We start from the raw sequence: 17,517 nt of genomic DNA, 5'->3' as shown, positions 1-17,517 counted from the left end.
GATAATTTTATTCTTGCAGCTTTTTAGCGATTTTTCCTCAAATACGCTTCCCTCAATGCCGTATAAAGGGCCCCCATATGCTGATACCCTTCATTATAATCCCAATGATAAACTACAGCCGAAGTTTCAAGCTTTGAAAAAGTAGTGATAATGAAATCGTAAGTATGTTCTTTTTTGTAGTATTCTGCTTCAATAAAATTGATACCTAGTAAAAAATCACTCAGCGGCTTGACCAGCATCAAGTTAGACTCGACAACGACACCAACTTTAAGTGGTTGATCCTTGACCAGTTTATAGTAATAGCTGGAAACGCCGTTACGCAAAACTGCAATAAGTGGTTGAATCGAAGGACGAAAGATCGAAAATTCTGCTTGATCGGTGATTTTATATAAAAAGCTACTGATCTTTTCTTCTAAAAGAAGGGTATCGCTTGATTTAGGCGACGGTTTCTTCATTAAATAGGGCAAGTTTGGAAAAGGTCCCCGAAAGCCGTAAAATGCTAATACAATATTGGCGAGATTCGCCATCATTAAATCTCGCGTCTCGTCATCTAAATTAATACGCAATTCATGCAGGACAAATTCACGAAAGGCCTCCACAAATTCCCAGATCACATTTGATTTTCTAGTAAAGAGGGTAATCGTCTGTTGGATAGCTGGATCACTTTTGCTTTCATAGAAAGGTAAAAAGTTGGTCAAAAAGTAAACAGAAGCCGCTTCGCCTTGAGATTCTTCATGAGATAAATCGAAGAGTGCGGCGTAAATATCAAGATCATACCGTTTATTACCGACAAACAGAAAATCCATTGCTGGATCGTAAGCGACTATCTTCTTTTGGCTAATCCTTGTTAAGGCGACCGCCGAGTACATGGCTGCCTCCAGCTTGCCGACGAAGTTTTTTTCTAAAGGCGAAAATTTGAGAAAAGGCGCTCCGTAAGTTTCAGCATCCGCTTTCGAGATTTCAAAAGGCCAGCGAAGATTACGATAGCCAATCCAGAAAAAATAGAAAAAGACTAAACGAATGGCCGTTTCCTGACCGGTTAGTTTAAATTGCTGAAAATTGATGGTTATTTGATACCTTCTTAAATACTTGATCAACGGTTGGGTTCGTCGGCTGAGGGTTGATCGGCTGGCAAATTGCTGCTGACAAAATCCTTCCAAGCCTAGCTCTGGTTTCAGCAGCAAGGCCCGCATTAATTGAAAAGGTAAGCTGTTTTCTAAAAGAAAATAGCGGTATTCGTCAATCGTTAGAGATAAGTTTGTAGTGGCGATACCGGTGTTGGGAACAATAATGGATTCCTGCAGTAAACCGTTCGCCAACAATTCGTCATTGATTTCATGAGCTAGCTTATAGAATTGTTGATAAGACAGATTCGTTTCAGCAGCTAATTGATTGTAGGTATAGCTGCCTTGAAGCTGCCCAGCTAAATTTTTAAAAATGCGAAACTTTAGTTGCGCAACTGAATCAAACATTATTTCTTCAAACATGTCGTTTCCTCCTTCTTTGGAAAATGAAGAGAGGTAAAGCAATCAATACAGCGACTGCCAATAAGTAAACAAGAGGATTCGGTTGCTGTTTTATAATCAGACCACTCTCTGTTTTATCAATCGAAATTTTTTCTTGAAAGTGATAGGTTTTCTCTCCGGCGATTTTTAACTGCAAGGTATAGTTCCCGCTTGTCAGCTCACTTTCAGCAGCTAATAGTAAAGTAAACGCATCTTGAGGAGCCGCGCTAATGGTTTGAGAAATGACATCGATTGATTTCCCATTATTTTTTTTCAATGTTCCAGTCAATCGATACTGACTAATCAAAGCACCGGTAGGATTTTCCAACTGGACCGCTAGCTGATCGCCTACTGCAGACACTTGGTTCAAGTGCAGCTGGGGATCAGGGAGTGCTTTTTCTGCTCGCAGCATGACTCCGATAGTATAAGAAAACTCTTGCTGAAAACTGCTATTGCTAGATTCAGCCTCATCTTGAATGTGAAATCCTCCCAAAAGCAGACCTGAGAAAGACTCTTTCGGCATAGAAAGAGTAAAGGTAACAATTTTTGTTTCCTTCGGCTGAAGTGTAATGTTCTGTGGTGGAGAGACTACATCTCGAAAGTTCGGTCCACTTAACGGAACATGCCGACTGATTGAATAATCAAGCTGGCCGTTCTTGTTAGTAAAAGCAGTCGTGGGGGTAATCACGATTGTTTTAGGATGGTCCTCAAAATTTTTAAGTTGAATGTGAAGCTGCTGTTTCTTACCAGGGTCCACCAGTAAATTAAAATAGGAAGAATTATCTAGCTGATTTTCTGGAAGAAGGGAAGCAGCACCAAATCCAACTTCTTGAGCTTGAGCAGTAATAGGAAGAAGGCTAAAAACCAAAATGCAAATTAAAAAAGCGTATTTTTTGAACAAATTTATTCCCTTCCCTTTTGTATAAGTGCAAACAATGTCACTAGTTTATCAAAATAAAGCGAAAAAATGAAAAGAAAAGAAAGATTCACTTTCAGAAAAATCATTTTATCTTTATTGAAAGAAGCTTAATATAGCTGGTATTCCAGCATTTATAAGCAGTAAAGTACAAACAAACTCGTTGAATAACTTTTTAGAACGATTATAATTAGCAAACATAAGTAGTAAGTTTTGTACTATTTGTAAGTAACTTTGACATCTATTATATAGGAGGAACACGATAATGAAAAAGATTTTAGCTACGCTAACACTAACTGGAATTGTTCTAGGTGCGTGGACTGGATTTGCTTCAACAGCTTCAGCAGCTACAATAACTAATGGAACAGCAACGAGTGACACACCAGCACAAGGAAATTCTACTGCTGAGTTTACCATTGATGCTGGGAAACTATCCTTAGATAAGGTTTCCGATTTGAAGTTTTCAAAAAATGGCACCAATCCTACAATTGAAGATTTCACTGATGATCAAAAGCTAACTTTGGATGGCACGAAGATTACTGATAACCAAGCAAGTGTCTCAGATTACCGCGGTTCTCATGATGGCTGGAAGCTGGCTGTTAATATGACACCATTTTCTAACGGGAAGGATACTATTTCAGGCAACACATTGACCCTTACTGCGAAATCTGATTCATCAAATGGCGTTGCGGTAGAAACGACTCCTCCCGTTACCACTGATATAACGGATAATGGTAAGGACAATATCTTTATCACAGCAGCTCCAGATAAAGGTACTTTCAGTAACATATTTGCACTAGGTGGAGAGTTGAACGTTCCAGCAAACCCAAGTATTCAAGCTGGTACGTACACATCAACACTTACTTGGACCTTATCAGCAACTGCACAAGCACAACCAGCAGCAGAATAATTTAATAAATCGGGCGCTTTAAGGCGTTCGATTTTTTACAAGTTTGAACGTAGAAACTGTATTTAGAAAGGAAGAGTCAGATGAAGAAGAAAAGATGGATGATTATTTCGGTGCTGTTAGTAGTACTTAGCTTTTTACCAGCTGTGAATGCTCAAGCAGCCGGGGCCGGATTTACCCTAGAGGCAGTTCGCCCAGATAATCAAATAAGCGACGCCACTTATTTTGATTTGCAGGTTGCACCTAACCAAACAGAAGACCTGACCGTTCGGGTGACTAACCAAGAAGATCAAGCAATTAAAGTAGAAGTATCTCCTAATCCTGCTTTTACGAATCAGAACGGGACGATTGAATACAGCCAGCACGATTATCGCAAAGACTCTTCTGCTCAATATACACTTTCTGAGTTGATTTCTGGACCACAAGAGGTACAGCTAAATCCCAAGGAGAGCAAAGATGTTACCTTTACTGTGAAAGTACCAGCTGATTCTTTTAAAGGAACCATTTCTGGCGGATTTTATGGAAAAGAAGTCGATCAAACTGAAGAAACGCAAACATCGGATCAACAAGCTACGTTAGCCATCAAAAATGAATATGCTTTAGTATTAGGCATTTCACTGACAGAAGATCAGAATCAAAAGGTTACTCCTGAATTGAAGCTAAACGATGTGAAGCCAGCTTTAGCTGACTCCCACACCGCTGTGATCGCTAATTTGCAAAATGTTGAACCAATAGCCTTTGGCGCGATGACAGTCGATGCCAAGATTTACAAAAAAGGGGATTCAGAGGTTCTAAAGGAAACGAAAAAAGAAAATCAGGAAATGGCACCAAATTCCAATTATGATTTTGCTGTTGGTTGGGACAATCAACCGTTGCAGGCAGGTGACTACCAGTTGAAATTAGATGCTGCCTCTGGCAACAAAACATGGCATTTCGAACGAGACTTTACGATAGCAGCCGATGAAGCAAAAGCGATTAATAAAAAAGCAGTCGATTTACCAGAACAAAATTACTGGTGGTTGCTGATTATTCTTTTAGTTGTCATTCTTTTAGGGGCAACTTATGCTTACGGAAAAAGAAAAGGCAAACAAGGAAGTCGATAACATGAGCAGAAAAAGGGTGTTTCTAACAGCAGTTTTGATTTTAATGGCCAATCTGTTAAGTGGTCCATTGGCTGTTGCGGCAGAATCAACTTCGACTAGCACCAGTGGATCGACAACTTCAGAAGTGGAAGCTAGTACCAGTACTACAGAATCAGCGACAACTGACTTTAGTACTGCTACTAGCACTTCCTCGACTAGTACGAGTGACAGTACCTATACCAGTACTAGTACCGAAGCTTCCACAGTCGCCAGCAGTGAACCAGCACCCCTCCAGCAAAGCCCAGCAATAAAAGCTGCTTCAGCGGTTTCTGTATTTGATTCAACCAAATTACCCAGCTATCCTCTAGGCGTTGGGACTGAGTTTACAGCCTTTGCCGGTGGAACGATTACACTGGGACATCAAGACACTACCGGTTTCATGGGGGCTAATGAGATCGATTCTATGAATAGTTGGCCAAGTTTGTTTACACCTAATCTGCCGGGTGGCCTGGCTGTCTCTGATCCCCAGGAAAATATTAGTTTAGTAACTAATAGGATTAATGCTAATCTCGCTACAGTCTTAAGTAATCCATCAATGTTTCCTAACCAAAAGATTATTGTAAATCAAGGAAATGTGCCGGCTGAGAAGAAATCTCAACACCTAGCCAATGATCTGAAAAGCTTCAAAGACAACGAGATTGACAGCAGCAACTGGCAGGATACAACGAAGGTTAACTTGGAGAGTATCGCTAATCAATATCAATCGCTGACTCAAGGTAGAGATGTTGCGGTCTCTGATGCATCGATTCAAGCTTCGCAGCAAACCATTAACAATGGAACAAGTAATAAAAACGTTCATCAGATGACGATTGATTTGAGTCAGTATACCGGTAAAAGTACCCCTGTTGTGGTATTTAACCTAGAGCAACTAGCCGACAACGATGCCTATGAAATGAACTACAAACAAGCCAGCAGCGGCATTTTGCCTTTCATTATCGTCAATTGGCAGAATACGGGTGCCTATACTTGGGGATGGAACAATAGCTTCACTGTTTCCGGTGACGCTTCAATTGCTGCATTAGGCAGTCATATTATTGATTCATTTCCTAATGCAACGAAGGTTTCGATTATTGCCAGTAAGTTTTACGGTTCGGTACTGGCACCAATGGGCGATATTTTCGCTGGTGAAAGTGGATTAGACGTGATGCACTCCAGCTACACTGCTGGTGGAGATATTGAGATGAAATCACAGCTGCCTTTAGATCAGGCAACAGCCAATCAATTTGATCGAAAAGCCTGGCCTGGCAATCAGGCTCCGGTTCCAGGGAAAGTCCCTTCAATTGCCTTGACTAAAGATGATACAGCGGTAACTGCGCCCATTCAAGTGCTTCCAGGGCAGTTGGTCCATCTGGGCATTCAAACGACGAATTATGATGGGGCAGCGGTGGAGGCAGCAACAGACGATCAGCCTTTTACCAGCATCCCAATTGCTAAAGGAATTGACTTAGCGAATTTAGCTGTTGGCAAATATACAATTACCGTGCAGATTCCCGGATACCCTGATATTAAAGCTCAAGCTACTATTATTGTTTCTGGTTATTTGACGTTAGAGGAAATACCTAACTTGCAGTTTGGATCGAAGGATTTAAGCCAATATGTTGCTGAGCCAAGTTACAAACTAGTTAATGGGACGACAACTAGCGATTCAGATTCAATGGGGGACGACCAGCTGACGGTAAAGGTCACTGACAATCGCTACGTAGAGCAACAATCGCCCTGGTCATTATCTGTTCAACTATCGCCTTTTAGTGATGGGAAGACCGAAGTGAATGGCAGCATTTCATTTTCATCTGACGAAGCGGCTGGATTACTAAACGGCAAAGTGACATCGGGACAAAGTCTCGCTTTCAGCAAAGCTGGCAGCAGTCAATTCACGGGTTCCTTTAGTGATAAACTCTCTACAAATACCACACTTAACCTTGAAAATACTGCACCAGAACCAGGCACTTATCATGGGAAACTGAGCTGGTCCCTTTCCAATGCGCCACAATAAAAAGCCAAACTCTAAAATTGAAAAAGAGTTTGGCTTTTTAACGTCTCTAATAAGACATGAACTGTTCAAACCAGTAGTCTTTAGAAACTTGGTATTTTTCGATTTTTTTGATTTCCTCAGGCATGTTTTCTTCCAAGAAGCTATGCCAGAAAAGTGAAGCAAAATTACTGTAGATTTCGAATTGCTCATCGTCAATATCTTCATCTGTAAAGACATCCCGCAGCGCTTCAGTTATTGAAAAAGCATTTGAACGGGCAAAAAACATTTGCGGGTATCGATCAATTATTTGAACAAGAAAGGCCAGCATTTGTTCTTTGTAAATAAATTCATCCAGGGTTTTATCTTGGGCCAGCATTCTTCGTGCCAAGCTTTCAGATGTTTCCCCGGGCTCTTTCATTGCCGAATAGAAAGGTGGGTTTTCACTTTCGATCGCTTCCCAATCGGGACCTTCGGACATTGCATCTAATTCAGCCAGCCTGTCGAATTCTTCAAAATCATTGTCTTCTATCAGCTGGTCGTGGATAGTGCCTGTGTACCATTGGATGATATCAAGCGGTGCTTTTTCATCCGAAGCCTTTTTGAAGACTTCTAAAATAATTTGATCCGGTTCACAAATCATTGGGGGAGTGGAAATGTAGTTTTCCCCGATTGGAACAATCAATGCCAGTACTTGCAATTTTCTAGCAGCTAGGCGCTTTAAATTTTGTACATGAACATTTTGAATCAAATATTTCTTTTGATTTCTAACGTCGATAAAATAGAAACCCTGATCCTCTTTCTTCACAGCAAATACGCTGAGAACAAAGCGTTCTGGCCACTGTTTAATTGTCTCCAGCTGGTCAGCAAAGATGTCCTCTGTCCACTCAATACTTTTCTGGAAAGCATCAGAGTCATTCTTGAACAAGTAATAGGTCTCCAGCAGCTGTTGATAATAGGCCATTTCATGCAGTAGCTGTTCTTCTCTAATCGGATAACTGGCTGGATCAAGGAAGTCCAATAGGTAGCGTTCCATGAATTCCATCAGTTGTTTGTCCGATTTACCAAAGTGTGTGTAGTGATAACGATGATACAAACAGTCCAAGGCAAGGAAATAAGGGTTTTCTCCCTTTTTTATCAACGATCGAGTTTCTTTTTTTAGTTGAAATAAAGGAGATTCTTTTATAAACTGTGCTTTTAACTGTTTTTTTTTCTTTGCTTTCATTGCTAATCTCGCCCTCCGTATAAATAGTAAATCCTATATTTTATATCTATAGTTTACCTTGTATTAAAGAAATAAGATAGTAGATTCTAGTGTATTCATTAGGTTTTTTAAACTAAGAAAACGCTTACTATCGATTTTTTTACACAAAATTTATTTTATGGGGGAATTTTAGGACCGTAATCAAATATTTTTTTAACTTATAATGGACGTTATTGAAAGTTTTTTGTCAATACCTTTTCTTTTTTGCAAGTAAAAGAAGTTAATGTGTGACGGGGAGTATAACCTCAAAAATCGCAATAATATAACTTTTGTCATTAGTGATGAAAAAGTTACAGAAAGGTTGTTTTAAAAAAGCATCGAAGTTCTGGTTATTTCACCAAAAACTCCGATGCGTTTCTTAGAAATACTTTTCTCGATATTGGTCAATCGCTTTGCGGGTACTGAAAATCTTTTTCGCATATTTTTGATTGCGGCTAATGTACAAGTAGAACAATAGATCAATGGTGATGAACTGAGCAATAATTGAATTGGTGGCCGCACTGCGAACTTCAGCTTCCATCGGACGTGAGGTTTGCAGATGAACATTTGCTAATTTTGCTAAACGGTTTTGTCCAAATTGTGTCAACACAATAATCGGAATCCGCATTTCTTTAGCTGTTTCAGCAATTGCGATAAGTTCAGGTGTTTTTCCTGAATTGGAAATAAGAAACAGGACGCTTTGTCTAGCATTAGTCACTAATTGCGGCAAAAGCAGATTATAGTCATTTTCGTAAACAATGTTTTTGCCTAAACGAGTCCATTTTTGTGTCACATCGTCAGCAACTAGACGTGAAGCACCCACACCAGCAACAAAACAGAAATCTTTTGATTCAAGTAATTTACACGCATCTTTGAATGTATCCTCATTGAAAAGCTCGGTGGTTTCGCTGATAGTAAATTGGGCATTATTAGCCAATTTATTTTTCAGACTTTGGAAAGGTTCTTTTGGATCCACATCCTCGTAACCAGTAATTTCTAATGGCTGTCTGGTTTCAGCAGATAAGCTGATTTTAAAAGCTGTTAAACTGTTAAAGCCCATTTTTTTCGAAAAACGAACAACAGTCGGTGCACTGGAGCCAGCGCCAGCAGCTATTTGACTAGCTGTCATGTTGGGAATATTTTCTTTGTGTTTGCAAATGTAACGATAGATCTTTTTCTCGGCAGCAGACATATCCTTCTTCATGCTGTCCATATGGGAAAGAACACTCATAGCCAACCTCTTTTCCGTTTTTTTCTTTATTATATCATTTTTTTGGTCAAATAACGGAATAATTTTTAATGAATACGACAAGGTATAATACTTAAAATTCCGTTTTGCCCTTGTTTTGTGATACTTGAGCTTTAAGCATAGACATTCTGCAAATGAAAATAGAGAATTTCTGGTTTCACCCGGAACCGCAGGGGCGGGCCGGTTGTACCAATTCCCGTATTAACGACTAACATGGCAGTCTTAGAAAGGGGATAAATACCAGTCCAGTAGCTCTTTGATCCATGATTTCGATAGTTGAGTAAAGGTAGGCGCAGCTGTCCACCGTGACTGTGACCAGCTAAGACTAAATCATAGGCGTTTAAAGACTGAACCTGGTCCACTTGATCAGGTTCATGGAGCAATAAAATCGAAAAATCAGCCGGAGAAGGTGTTAGTGCATAATCGGGGCTTCCTCCCTGGCTGTCTTCCATGCCGGTTAAACTGAGAGCGCCAACCAGCTGGGTGCGATTGTCTAAAAGGACAAAACCGCTGTTAATCAGCAATTCTTCCACAGGTTTACGGCCGCCAGACTGATAATCATGATTTCCTAAAATAGCAAATTTGCCTTTGTCAGCTTTTAATGCACTCAATTGCTGAATCAAGGGTGCGGAATCTCTTTTTTGCCAATAACGAAAATCTTCTATTAAATCACCAGTAAAAATCAGCAAATCAGGTTCTTGCTGATTGACAGCTTCGACAACCTTGGCAAAACGCTTCGCCGAATAAAAGCGAGAAAAGTGGATATCGCTAATGTGGGCAATTTTGAAGTTCCCCGTTTCTCCTTCGTTAATCGTTAAGTTATTTTCTTTATCTATACTAAAATGCTTTTCCTTTAAGCAAAAAGTTTCATACCAGGCATACAGTAAAATCACTGCTGCACATAAGACGATTACCAGCATCAAGGTTCCTTCTTTCTATTTGTGCCAGTATAGCCAAAAAAAGCCAGGAGCCACAAGTTGCGCTCCTCGCATTTTAGTGTTTCTTAGGATTTTCGATCACCGTTTCTCGTTGAATCAGTTGATGAGGAACAACCAACTGGACGCCGTTACTTGGCTGTTTTTCGATTTGCTCCATTAGTTTTTGCGTACCTAAGCGACCTAAATCAGAAATATCGATATCGATCGTTGTTAGATATGGATGGACCAAGGTGGCAAAAATCGAATTATTGAAACTAATAATCGATAAATCATCCGGCACCTGATAACCATATAAATTAGCCAATTGAATCATACGTAAAGCAAAAATATCATCAATCACTACCAAAGCCGTTGCCTGGGTTCCCTCAATAATTTCAGGAAAGGCCGCGTAATCTTCCGGCTGAGTCAAGGTAATCGGCGGATGAGTCGGCAAGTTTGCCAGCATTAGTGCTTCTTGATAACCAAAGTAACGTTCAAAAAAGATAATTTGCTGGTTGACGTTGGAAGCAAACAAAATATTTTTGTGTCCTTTTTCCAGTAAAAATTCCGTCGCTTGTTTACCCAGTAATTGGTTGTCATTATCAACGTAAATGATTTCAGATTCTTTTTCCGCCGGTCGACCAATTAAAGTAAAAGGAACCTTATTTTCAAATAAGTACTGAGCAATCGGATCATCCTTTTCAGAGTAGGTGAGAATAAATCCGTCCACCTGTTTTTGGCGGTGCATCCGAATAACATTTTCTAATAAGTCTTCAGCCGTTTTCGCGGAAGCAACCGCGGTGGTCACGCGAAATTCATGCGCCGTTTCATTTACAGCATTAATCAGTTCAAGATACAAAGGATTCCCGATCCGATCGTTGGAATCTAAGGGCGGTAAAATCACACCTAAGGAATTGGCCCGTTGCTTGCCTAAGTTGCGGGCGGTGACATTAGGAAAATAGCCCATGTCATCCATAATATGGCGGATCTTCTTTTTCGTTTCTACTGAAATACTGGGATGATCATTGATCACCCGGGAAACAGTCGAAGGAGAGACACCCGCTTTTTTAGCAACATCTTTAACTGTGACGGTCATAATTTCTCTCCTTTCGTTTTTTTATTTTTACTGCCAGCAATCCTTCAAATAGCCGATCGTCAATTCTTTAGTAGAAGCAACTAGCGGAATATCCTCTCCCAGCTGTTCCGCTTGACCTACGCCAATCGGCAAAGCACCGCTGGCTTTAATCGCAGCAATCCCTGCTTGGGCATCTTCAATTCCAATACATTGCTCTGGTGTCAGGCCGACAATTTCAGCTGCTTCGATAAAAATATCTGGTGCTGGCTTACCAGCTTTCACTTTGGCCGGATCAGCGATGCCGTCAAAGTAGTCCGTCAAGGCCATTTGCTTCAATAAGAAGGGACCATTTTTGCTGGCAGAAGCAAGGGAAATCTTAATCTCCGCTTGCTTCAAATCCTTTAACAGTTCTAAAATACCAGGATACACATCATTTGGCGAGACTTTTTGAATCATTTCAACATAATTTTTGTTTTTGCGAGCGGCTAATTCCGCGAATTCTTCCGAAGTGAATACTCCTGTTTTTCCGCCGTATTCCAGCATACGAGTGAGGGAGTCTTCACGACTAACGCCTTTTAATTGTTCATTAAAGGTTCGGTCAATCACAATACCAATTTCACTGCCGAGTTTTTTCCAGGCTTGGTAATGGTATTCGGCGGTATCAGTGATGACACCATCTAAATCAAAGAGGACTCCTTTAAACATCTGATTCCTCCTTCTTCAATGGAACGGAGACTTTGTCAGCAAGTTCGACAGTCTGATCGTACATAGTGACTTCTATTGGCGCACCTTCCTTAAGACTTAAAGTGACTTCATCTTCATTCACTGCTACCGCAATTAAACGACCACGGTAGTTAATGTGGAAAGCATATTTTTGCCATTTTCTTGGTAAGAATGGCGCAAAGCTCAAGGTATCGTTGAAAGTCTTCATTTGCGCAAAGCCTTGAACGATTGCTAACCAGCTGCCAGTCATTGAAGTAATATGCAGGCCGTCTTGCGTATCATTGTTGTAATTATCCAAATCTAAACGAGCCGTGCGCTGATACATCTCTACCGATTTTTCTTCCTTGCCTAGTTCAGCTGCTAAAACAGCATGAACGGAAGGGGATAGGGAAGACTCGTGAACAGTCATTGGCTCATAAAACTCAAAGTTGCGTTTCTTCTCTTCGTAAGTGAACTGATCATTAAAGAAATAAATTCCTTGTAAAACGTCGGCTTGCTTGATGAAGCAAGAACGCAAAATTTTGTCCCAAGACCATTTTTGATTCAGTGGACGATCCTCTGGTGCCAAGTCGCTGGCATGCATCAGATCTTTATCTAAGAAAGTATCATGTTGAACAAATACGCCTAACTCCTGATCTTCAGGGAAGTACATATTTTCGATAATGTCCTGCCATTTTTCTTGTTCTTCTTTCGTAATCGTAACAGTCGCAGAACTTTGATGCTTCAAATAGCTTTCTAAGGTGTATTTCAATACCCAAGCAGCGATTGTATTGGTGTACCAGTTATTGTTAATGTTGTTTTCGTATTCGTTTGGCCCGGTCACACCATGGATCATATATTTTTGATTGCGTTTAGAGTAGTGAACGCGGTCCGCCCAGAATCTGGCAATTTCGCTTAATACTTCTAAACCTTCTTTTTGCAAGTAGCTGTCATCGCCAGTGTAATTGGTATAATTGTAAATCGCATAAGCAATGGCTCCGTTACGATGGATTTCTTCAAAGGTAATTTCCCACTCATTGTGGCATTCGATTCCGGTAAAGGTAACCATTGGATACAACGCACCTTTTAAGCCTTGTTTTTGCGCATTGATTTTCGCTTCTGGTAATTGATTGTGGCGATATTTTAATAAGTTTTTCGTTACTTCTGGTTTGGCCAAAGCTAAATACATTGGAACTGCATAGGCTTCAGTGTCCCAATAAGTAGCACCGCCGTATTTCTCGCCGGTAAAGCCTTTGGGTCCGATGTTCAACCGTTCGTCTTCTCCATAATAGGTAGAAAACAGCTGGAAAATATTGTAACGAATGCCTTGCTGCGCTTCGTCGTCGCCCTCGATCAAAACATCAGCTAGTTCCCAACGTTTTGCCCAAGCAGCACTTTGTTCTTTGTATAGTTCGTCGTAAGACTGGTTATAGGTTGTTAATAGTTCAGCTGCGGCTTCCCGTTGTTTTGCTTCTGGAATATCGCGACTAGTCACGACAACTACACGTTTCTCGACTTCACCAGTTTCGCCAGTTGCTAGCTGCCATTCGAATTGCTCCGAAACCTCTAGAGTATCATCATGTTGAACTTGAGCTTCTAAATTCCCAACATGCTTCATTGCGGCAGTGATGGAAAACTGTTCAATCCCAAAATTATTAGGAACCGTTTGGGCGGTTAAGAAGCTAATTTCTTCTTTATGTCCCCGTTCTTTTTCAACCCAGAACATTTCTTCGTAATTGCTGTCTTCATTTTGCACATTGTTGTCTAGTTTGGAAATGACTTGAATTTTCGCTTCGCCGGATAAACATTCGGCAGTCATTTTGATTACAGCCAGTTCTTTTTTGACAATACTTAGGAAGCGTTGGAAAGTAAAACGCACCTTAGCATCCCCTAAAACCACCGTGAAGCTTCTAGTTAGCACGCCGTTTTCCATGTTTAATTCTAAATCAAAATCTACCAGTTCCTGTTTTGCTAAATCTACTTCCACATCATTAATCGAAATGTTCATCTGCAGGAAGTCGATGGCGTTGATGACTTTGCCGAAATAATCAGGGTAACCATTTTTCCACCAGCCCACCCGTGTTTTATCGGGATACCAGATCCCTGCTAAATAAGTTCCTTTATGGTGGTCACCGCTGTAGGTTTCTTCAAAATTTCCCCGCAGCCCCATATAGCCGTTTCCCATACTAGTGAGAGATTCCTGTAAGCGGCGGTTTTGCTTATCTAAGGTTGTTGTACGAATTTTCCAAGGGTCGATATCAAATAGTCGTTGAATTTGGTTCATGTTCTTCCTCCTTAATGCAACTTTTCTTTAATCATACACGCAATCGGTTGCGCTAGTCAAGTGAAAGCGTTAATCTTGACAAGAAACTGCTAGTTGGTGAATAATAAATTTATGCTGAAAGAGTTTACAAATTTATTTTTGCGGTATATAATGCAAATTAGCGCAACCGATTGCATTAATATTTTTTCAAAGGAGAGGTAACGTATGAAGGGAATCAAGGGTATTTTTAGTTTTGAGTTTTGGCAAAAATTCGGAAAGGCGTTAATGGTAGTTATTGCAGTAATGCCAGCTGCCGGATTAATGATCAGTATTGGGAAGTCGCTGCCAATGATCAGCGCAGATTTAGGCTGGCTAGTGACAACCGGTAGTGTCATTGAAAATATTGGTTGGGCAGTCATCGGCAACTTGCATCTATTATTCGCCTTGGCAATTGGTGGCAGTTGGGCAAAAGAGAAAGCGGGCGGTGCATTCGCGGCCGGTTTAGCATTTATTTTGATTAATCGTATTACTGGCGCCGTTTTCGGTGTGACAAGTGAGATGTTGGCGAATCCAGAAGCAGTCACTCAGACACTTTTTGGACAAGAAATTCTTGTAGATGGCTATTTTACTAGTGTGTTAGAGGCACCTGCTTTAAATATGGGGGTTTTCGTCGGGATTATCGCCGGGTTTGTCGGGGCAACTGCCTACAACAAATACTATAATTTCCGCAAACTTCCAGAAGTACTTACCTTCTTTAACGGAAAACGTTTCGTACCATTTGTAGTAATTTTCCGTGCAGTGATTGTTTCGCTGATCTTGGCTGTTGTTTGGCCAGTGATTCAAACGGGTATTAATGAATTTGGGAAATGGATTGCTGAATCACAAGATACCGCACCGATTCTCGCGCCGTTCTTATTTGGCACATTGGAACGTTTGCTGCTGCCATTTGGGCTGCATCATATGTTAACGATTCCCATCAACTACACGGCACTTGGCGGAACGTACGAAATCCTGACTGGTGCACAAGCAGGTCAGCAAGTATTCGGCCAAGACCCGCTTTGGTTAGCTTGGGCGACCGACTTAGTTAACTTACGCGGCGCAGGAGACACGGCTCAATATACGCAGGTATTGGAACAATTTACTCCGGCTCGCTTTAAAGTCGGGCAGATGATCGGTTCTTCCGGTATTCTGATGGGACTTACCTTAGCGATGTACCGCAACGTAGATAGAGATAAGCTTAAACAATACAAATCCATGTACGTATCTGCTGCTGCAGCCGTATTCTTAACTGGTGTAACTGAACCTTTAGAGTACATGTTTATGTTTGTTGCCGCACCGTTGTATGGTGTCTATGCGATAATCCAAGGGGCCGCCTTTGCAATGGCGGATGTCATCAATTTACGGGTTCACTCATTTGGGAACATCGAATTGTTGACTCGCTTACCGATGGGGTTGAATGCTGGTATCGGCGGAGACTTTTTGAACTTCGTGATTGTAACGATTGTCTTTGGGGGATTAACCTACTTCATCGCGAACTTTATGATTAAAAAATTCAATTATGCAACTCCAGGCAGAAACGGCAACTACGAAAATGATGGCGATGAAGCAGCATCAAGCACTGGTACTGGTGGAACAGCCGATGCCAATTCTCAAATTGTGCAAATCATTAACTTGCTAGGTGGACCAAGCAACATTTCCGATGTCGATGCTTGTATGACCCGTTTGCGGGTATCAGTCAACGACAATCAAAAGGTCGGCGATGAAGCGCAATGGAAAAAAGCCGGCGCCATGGGACTTTTGGTAAAGGATAAGGGCGTTCAAGCTGTTTATGGACCTAAAGCCGATATTCTGAAATCAGATATTCAAGACTTATTAGATTCTGGTGCCGAAATTCCAACGGCTGCGGTTAACGATCAGCCAGCGGTTGAAGAAAAACCTAAAGCTGCCTTTAAAGGAATCAAAACAAAACTGGTAGCACCAGCAGATGGACAACTCATTGCAATTGATCAAGTAGAAGATGATGTATTCTCACAAAAAATGATGGGCGAAGGCTTTGCCGTTATTCCTGAGAATGGTCAAATCGTCAGCCCGATTGCTGGGAAAGTTTCATCTGTATTCCCAACTAAGCATGCAGTTGGCTTGGTAACTGAGGACGGCATTGAAGTCCTATTGCATATGGGGATTGATACTGTTGACCTAAAAGGCGGACCTTTTGAAATCACCGCGACTGAAGGCCAGACCATTGAAGCTGGTTCAGCTATTGCGCAAGTAGACTTAGCTGCAATTGAAGCTGCTGGTAAATTGACTACCATGATTGTCATCTTCACTAATGGAGACATGATAGAAAATTATCACTTTGATAAAACTGGAACGGTCAAAAAAGGCGAAGCTATCGGAAGTATTGATAGTTAAAAGGTGGGGCAATATGAAGGTGTTAACGTTAAATACGCATAGTTGGATGGAAGAAGATGCTGAAAAACAAATCGAAGTGCTTGCTCAAACAATCGCAGGTAATGATTACGATATCGTTGGGTTGCAAGAAGTCAATCAACGTATAGATGCTCCTGCGGCTTCACTAGACAAGTACTTTCAACCAACCTTGGATCAAAAAGCAATACATGAAGACAATTTCTTGTACTTGCTGATCCAACGGTTGAATGAGTTAGGCTGTCTCTACTATTGGAGTTGGGTGTACAACCATATCGGCTACGACATTTATCATGAGGGCGTCGGGATTTTATCCAAAAGCCCTCTTGATCCACAGGCACTGCTGATTTCGCAAGATGATGATCCAGCCGATTACCGCACACGAAACGTAGTAATAGTAAGAACACACTATGAACAGCAGGAAATAATGATAGCCAATGGCCATTTTTCCTGGTGGCTGTCACCAGATGAAGGATTTTCTTATGAATGGAAACAACTGGAATCTGAACTAGCAAAATCTTCCTTGCCGTTGATCATCATGGGAGACTTCAACAATGCTGCCGATATCGCTGATGAAGGTTACCACCTTGTACTAAATAGTCCCTTGCAATTACGGGACAGCTTCCAGCAGGCAAAGGTGCGCCAAGGCGAAGGAACCGTCGAAAAACCAATCGACGGCTGGCAAGAGAATCAAGCAAGTATTCGAATCGACTATATCTTTAGTCAATCATATTTTAAAACGCAAACCTACAGAACACTTTTTGATGGAAAAGACACACCGCAAATTAGTGATCATTTAGGTGTAGAAGCAAGCTTTAGCTGGTCTATTTAAATAGATCAGCTTTTTTTGTGAAAAAATGAAGCAAAGCTGTTGACATTCTCTGTGGGTATGATAAGATACAAAACGTTGCTGCAAAAAGAAACGATTCATGAAAATAATCGAAAAACTTTTTGTTGACAAACAATTCAATACAAGATATGATATGTAAGTTGCTGATTCACGGTTTCATTTTTTCAGAAAAAAAGATGAAAAAAGTTCTTGACTATTTGAACGGCAGCTGATATGATATAAAAGTTGCTGATGCGACAGAGCATTACAACGAAATATCACGTTATATCAAATGTAGACCTTTGAAAACTGAACGAATAAAACAAACCAAATGTGTAGGGCGCTTCTATTATATAGAAGCAAACAACATAGC

Annotated in this window: 13 protein-coding genes; 5 read left to right on the top strand and 8 right to left on the bottom strand. The window is 40.9% G+C overall.

Features of this window, described 5'->3' with window-relative positions:
- Positions 1–23: 23 nt before the first annotated feature.
- Together JZO70_RS01900 and JZO70_RS01895 are read right to left on the bottom strand one after the other, a co-directional pair.
- Positions 24–1,487: a helix-turn-helix domain-containing protein gene (locus JZO70_RS01900; protein WP_207671847.1), complete on the bottom strand. Its 1,464-nt coding sequence runs from the start codon at positions 1,485–1,487 to the stop codon at positions 24–26.
- Entirely contained in the window at positions 1,480–2,406 is a 927-nt protein-coding gene (locus JZO70_RS01895; RefSeq protein WP_207671846.1) for a DUF916 domain-containing protein, read from the bottom strand. Before JZO70_RS01895 ends, JZO70_RS01900 begins: the two co-directional genes overlap by 8 nt.
- Before the next feature lie 280 nt (positions 2,407–2,686).
- On the opposite strand from JZO70_RS01895, the gene JZO70_RS01890 reads away from it, so the two are divergent.
- The 3 genes from JZO70_RS01890 to JZO70_RS01880 all read left to right on the top strand — a co-directional run bounded on the left by JZO70_RS01890 (position 2,687) and on the right by JZO70_RS01880 (position 6,463).
- Positions 2,687–3,331, top strand: a complete 645-nt coding sequence (locus tag JZO70_RS01890) for a WxL domain-containing protein (protein ID WP_207671845.1) — start codon at positions 2,687–2,689, stop codon at positions 3,329–3,331.
- Positions 3,332–3,411: 80 nt separating this feature from the next.
- A complete protein-coding gene (locus JZO70_RS01885; protein WP_207671844.1) occupies positions 3,412–4,431 on the top strand; it encodes a WxLIP family cell surface protein in 1,020 nt (339 codons plus the stop codon).
- Between the two features lies 1 nt (position 4,432).
- Complete coding sequence (locus tag JZO70_RS01880; RefSeq protein WP_207671843.1) at positions 4,433–6,463, top strand: choice-of-anchor A family protein; 2,031 nt, start codon at positions 4,433–4,435, stop codon at positions 6,461–6,463.
- Between the two features lie 46 nt (positions 6,464–6,509).
- Here JZO70_RS01880 and JZO70_RS01875 read toward each other — a convergent pair whose 3' ends face one another.
- The 6 genes from JZO70_RS01875 to JZO70_RS01850 form a co-directional block, all read right to left on the bottom strand.
- Positions 6,510–7,664 carry a hypothetical protein gene (locus tag JZO70_RS01875; RefSeq protein WP_207671842.1) on the bottom strand — a complete coding sequence of 385 codons (1,155 nt, stop codon included), beginning with the start codon at positions 7,662–7,664 and terminating at the stop codon, positions 6,510–6,512.
- 397 nt (positions 7,665–8,061) lie between these two features.
- Positions 8,062–8,913, bottom strand: a complete 852-nt coding sequence (locus tag JZO70_RS01870; protein WP_207671841.1) for a MurR/RpiR family transcriptional regulator — start codon at positions 8,911–8,913, stop codon at positions 8,062–8,064.
- A 131-nt stretch (positions 8,914–9,044) separates the two neighbouring features.
- Positions 9,045–9,851: a metallophosphoesterase gene (locus JZO70_RS01865; protein ID WP_207671840.1), complete on the bottom strand. Its 807-nt coding sequence runs from the start codon at positions 9,849–9,851 to the stop codon at positions 9,045–9,047.
- A gap of 73 nt (positions 9,852–9,924) precedes the next feature.
- Complete coding sequence (locus JZO70_RS01860; protein ID WP_207671839.1) at positions 9,925–10,944, bottom strand: LacI family DNA-binding transcriptional regulator; 1,020 nt, start codon at positions 10,942–10,944, stop codon at positions 9,925–9,927.
- 27 nt (positions 10,945–10,971) lie between these two features.
- Positions 10,972–11,628 carry a beta-phosphoglucomutase gene (gene pgmB / locus JZO70_RS01855; RefSeq protein ID WP_207671838.1) on the bottom strand — a complete coding sequence of 219 codons (657 nt, stop codon included), beginning with the start codon at positions 11,626–11,628 and terminating at the stop codon, positions 10,972–10,974.
- Positions 11,621–13,909, bottom strand: a complete 2,289-nt coding sequence (locus JZO70_RS01850; protein ID WP_207671837.1) for a glycoside hydrolase family 65 protein — start codon at positions 13,907–13,909, stop codon at positions 11,621–11,623. Before JZO70_RS01850 ends, pgmB begins: the two co-directional genes overlap by 8 nt.
- 204 nt (positions 13,910–14,113) lie before the next feature.
- On the opposite strand from JZO70_RS01850, the gene JZO70_RS01845 reads away from it, so the two are divergent.
- Both JZO70_RS01845 and JZO70_RS01840 read left to right on the top strand, forming a co-directional pair.
- The gene (locus JZO70_RS01845) at positions 14,114–16,300 is read left to right on the top strand and encodes a PTS transporter subunit IIBC (protein ID WP_207671836.1); all 2,187 of its coding nucleotides are present in this window, start codon (positions 14,114–14,116) and stop codon (positions 16,298–16,300) included.
- 13 nt (positions 16,301–16,313) lie between these two features.
- The gene (locus JZO70_RS01840) at positions 16,314–17,147 is read left to right on the top strand and encodes an endonuclease/exonuclease/phosphatase family protein (RefSeq protein ID WP_207671835.1); all 834 of its coding nucleotides are present in this window, start codon (positions 16,314–16,316) and stop codon (positions 17,145–17,147) included.
- Positions 17,148–17,517 lie beyond the last annotated feature (370 nt).

Source organism: Candidatus Enterococcus moelleringii (genome assembly GCF_017377575.1).
Classification (GTDB): Bacteria; Bacillota; Bacilli; order Lactobacillales; family Enterococcaceae; genus Enterococcus_A; species Enterococcus_A moelleringii.
The sequence above is the reverse complement of the archived record's forward strand: the minus strand, read 5'-3'. Positions and strand labels throughout refer to the sequence as shown.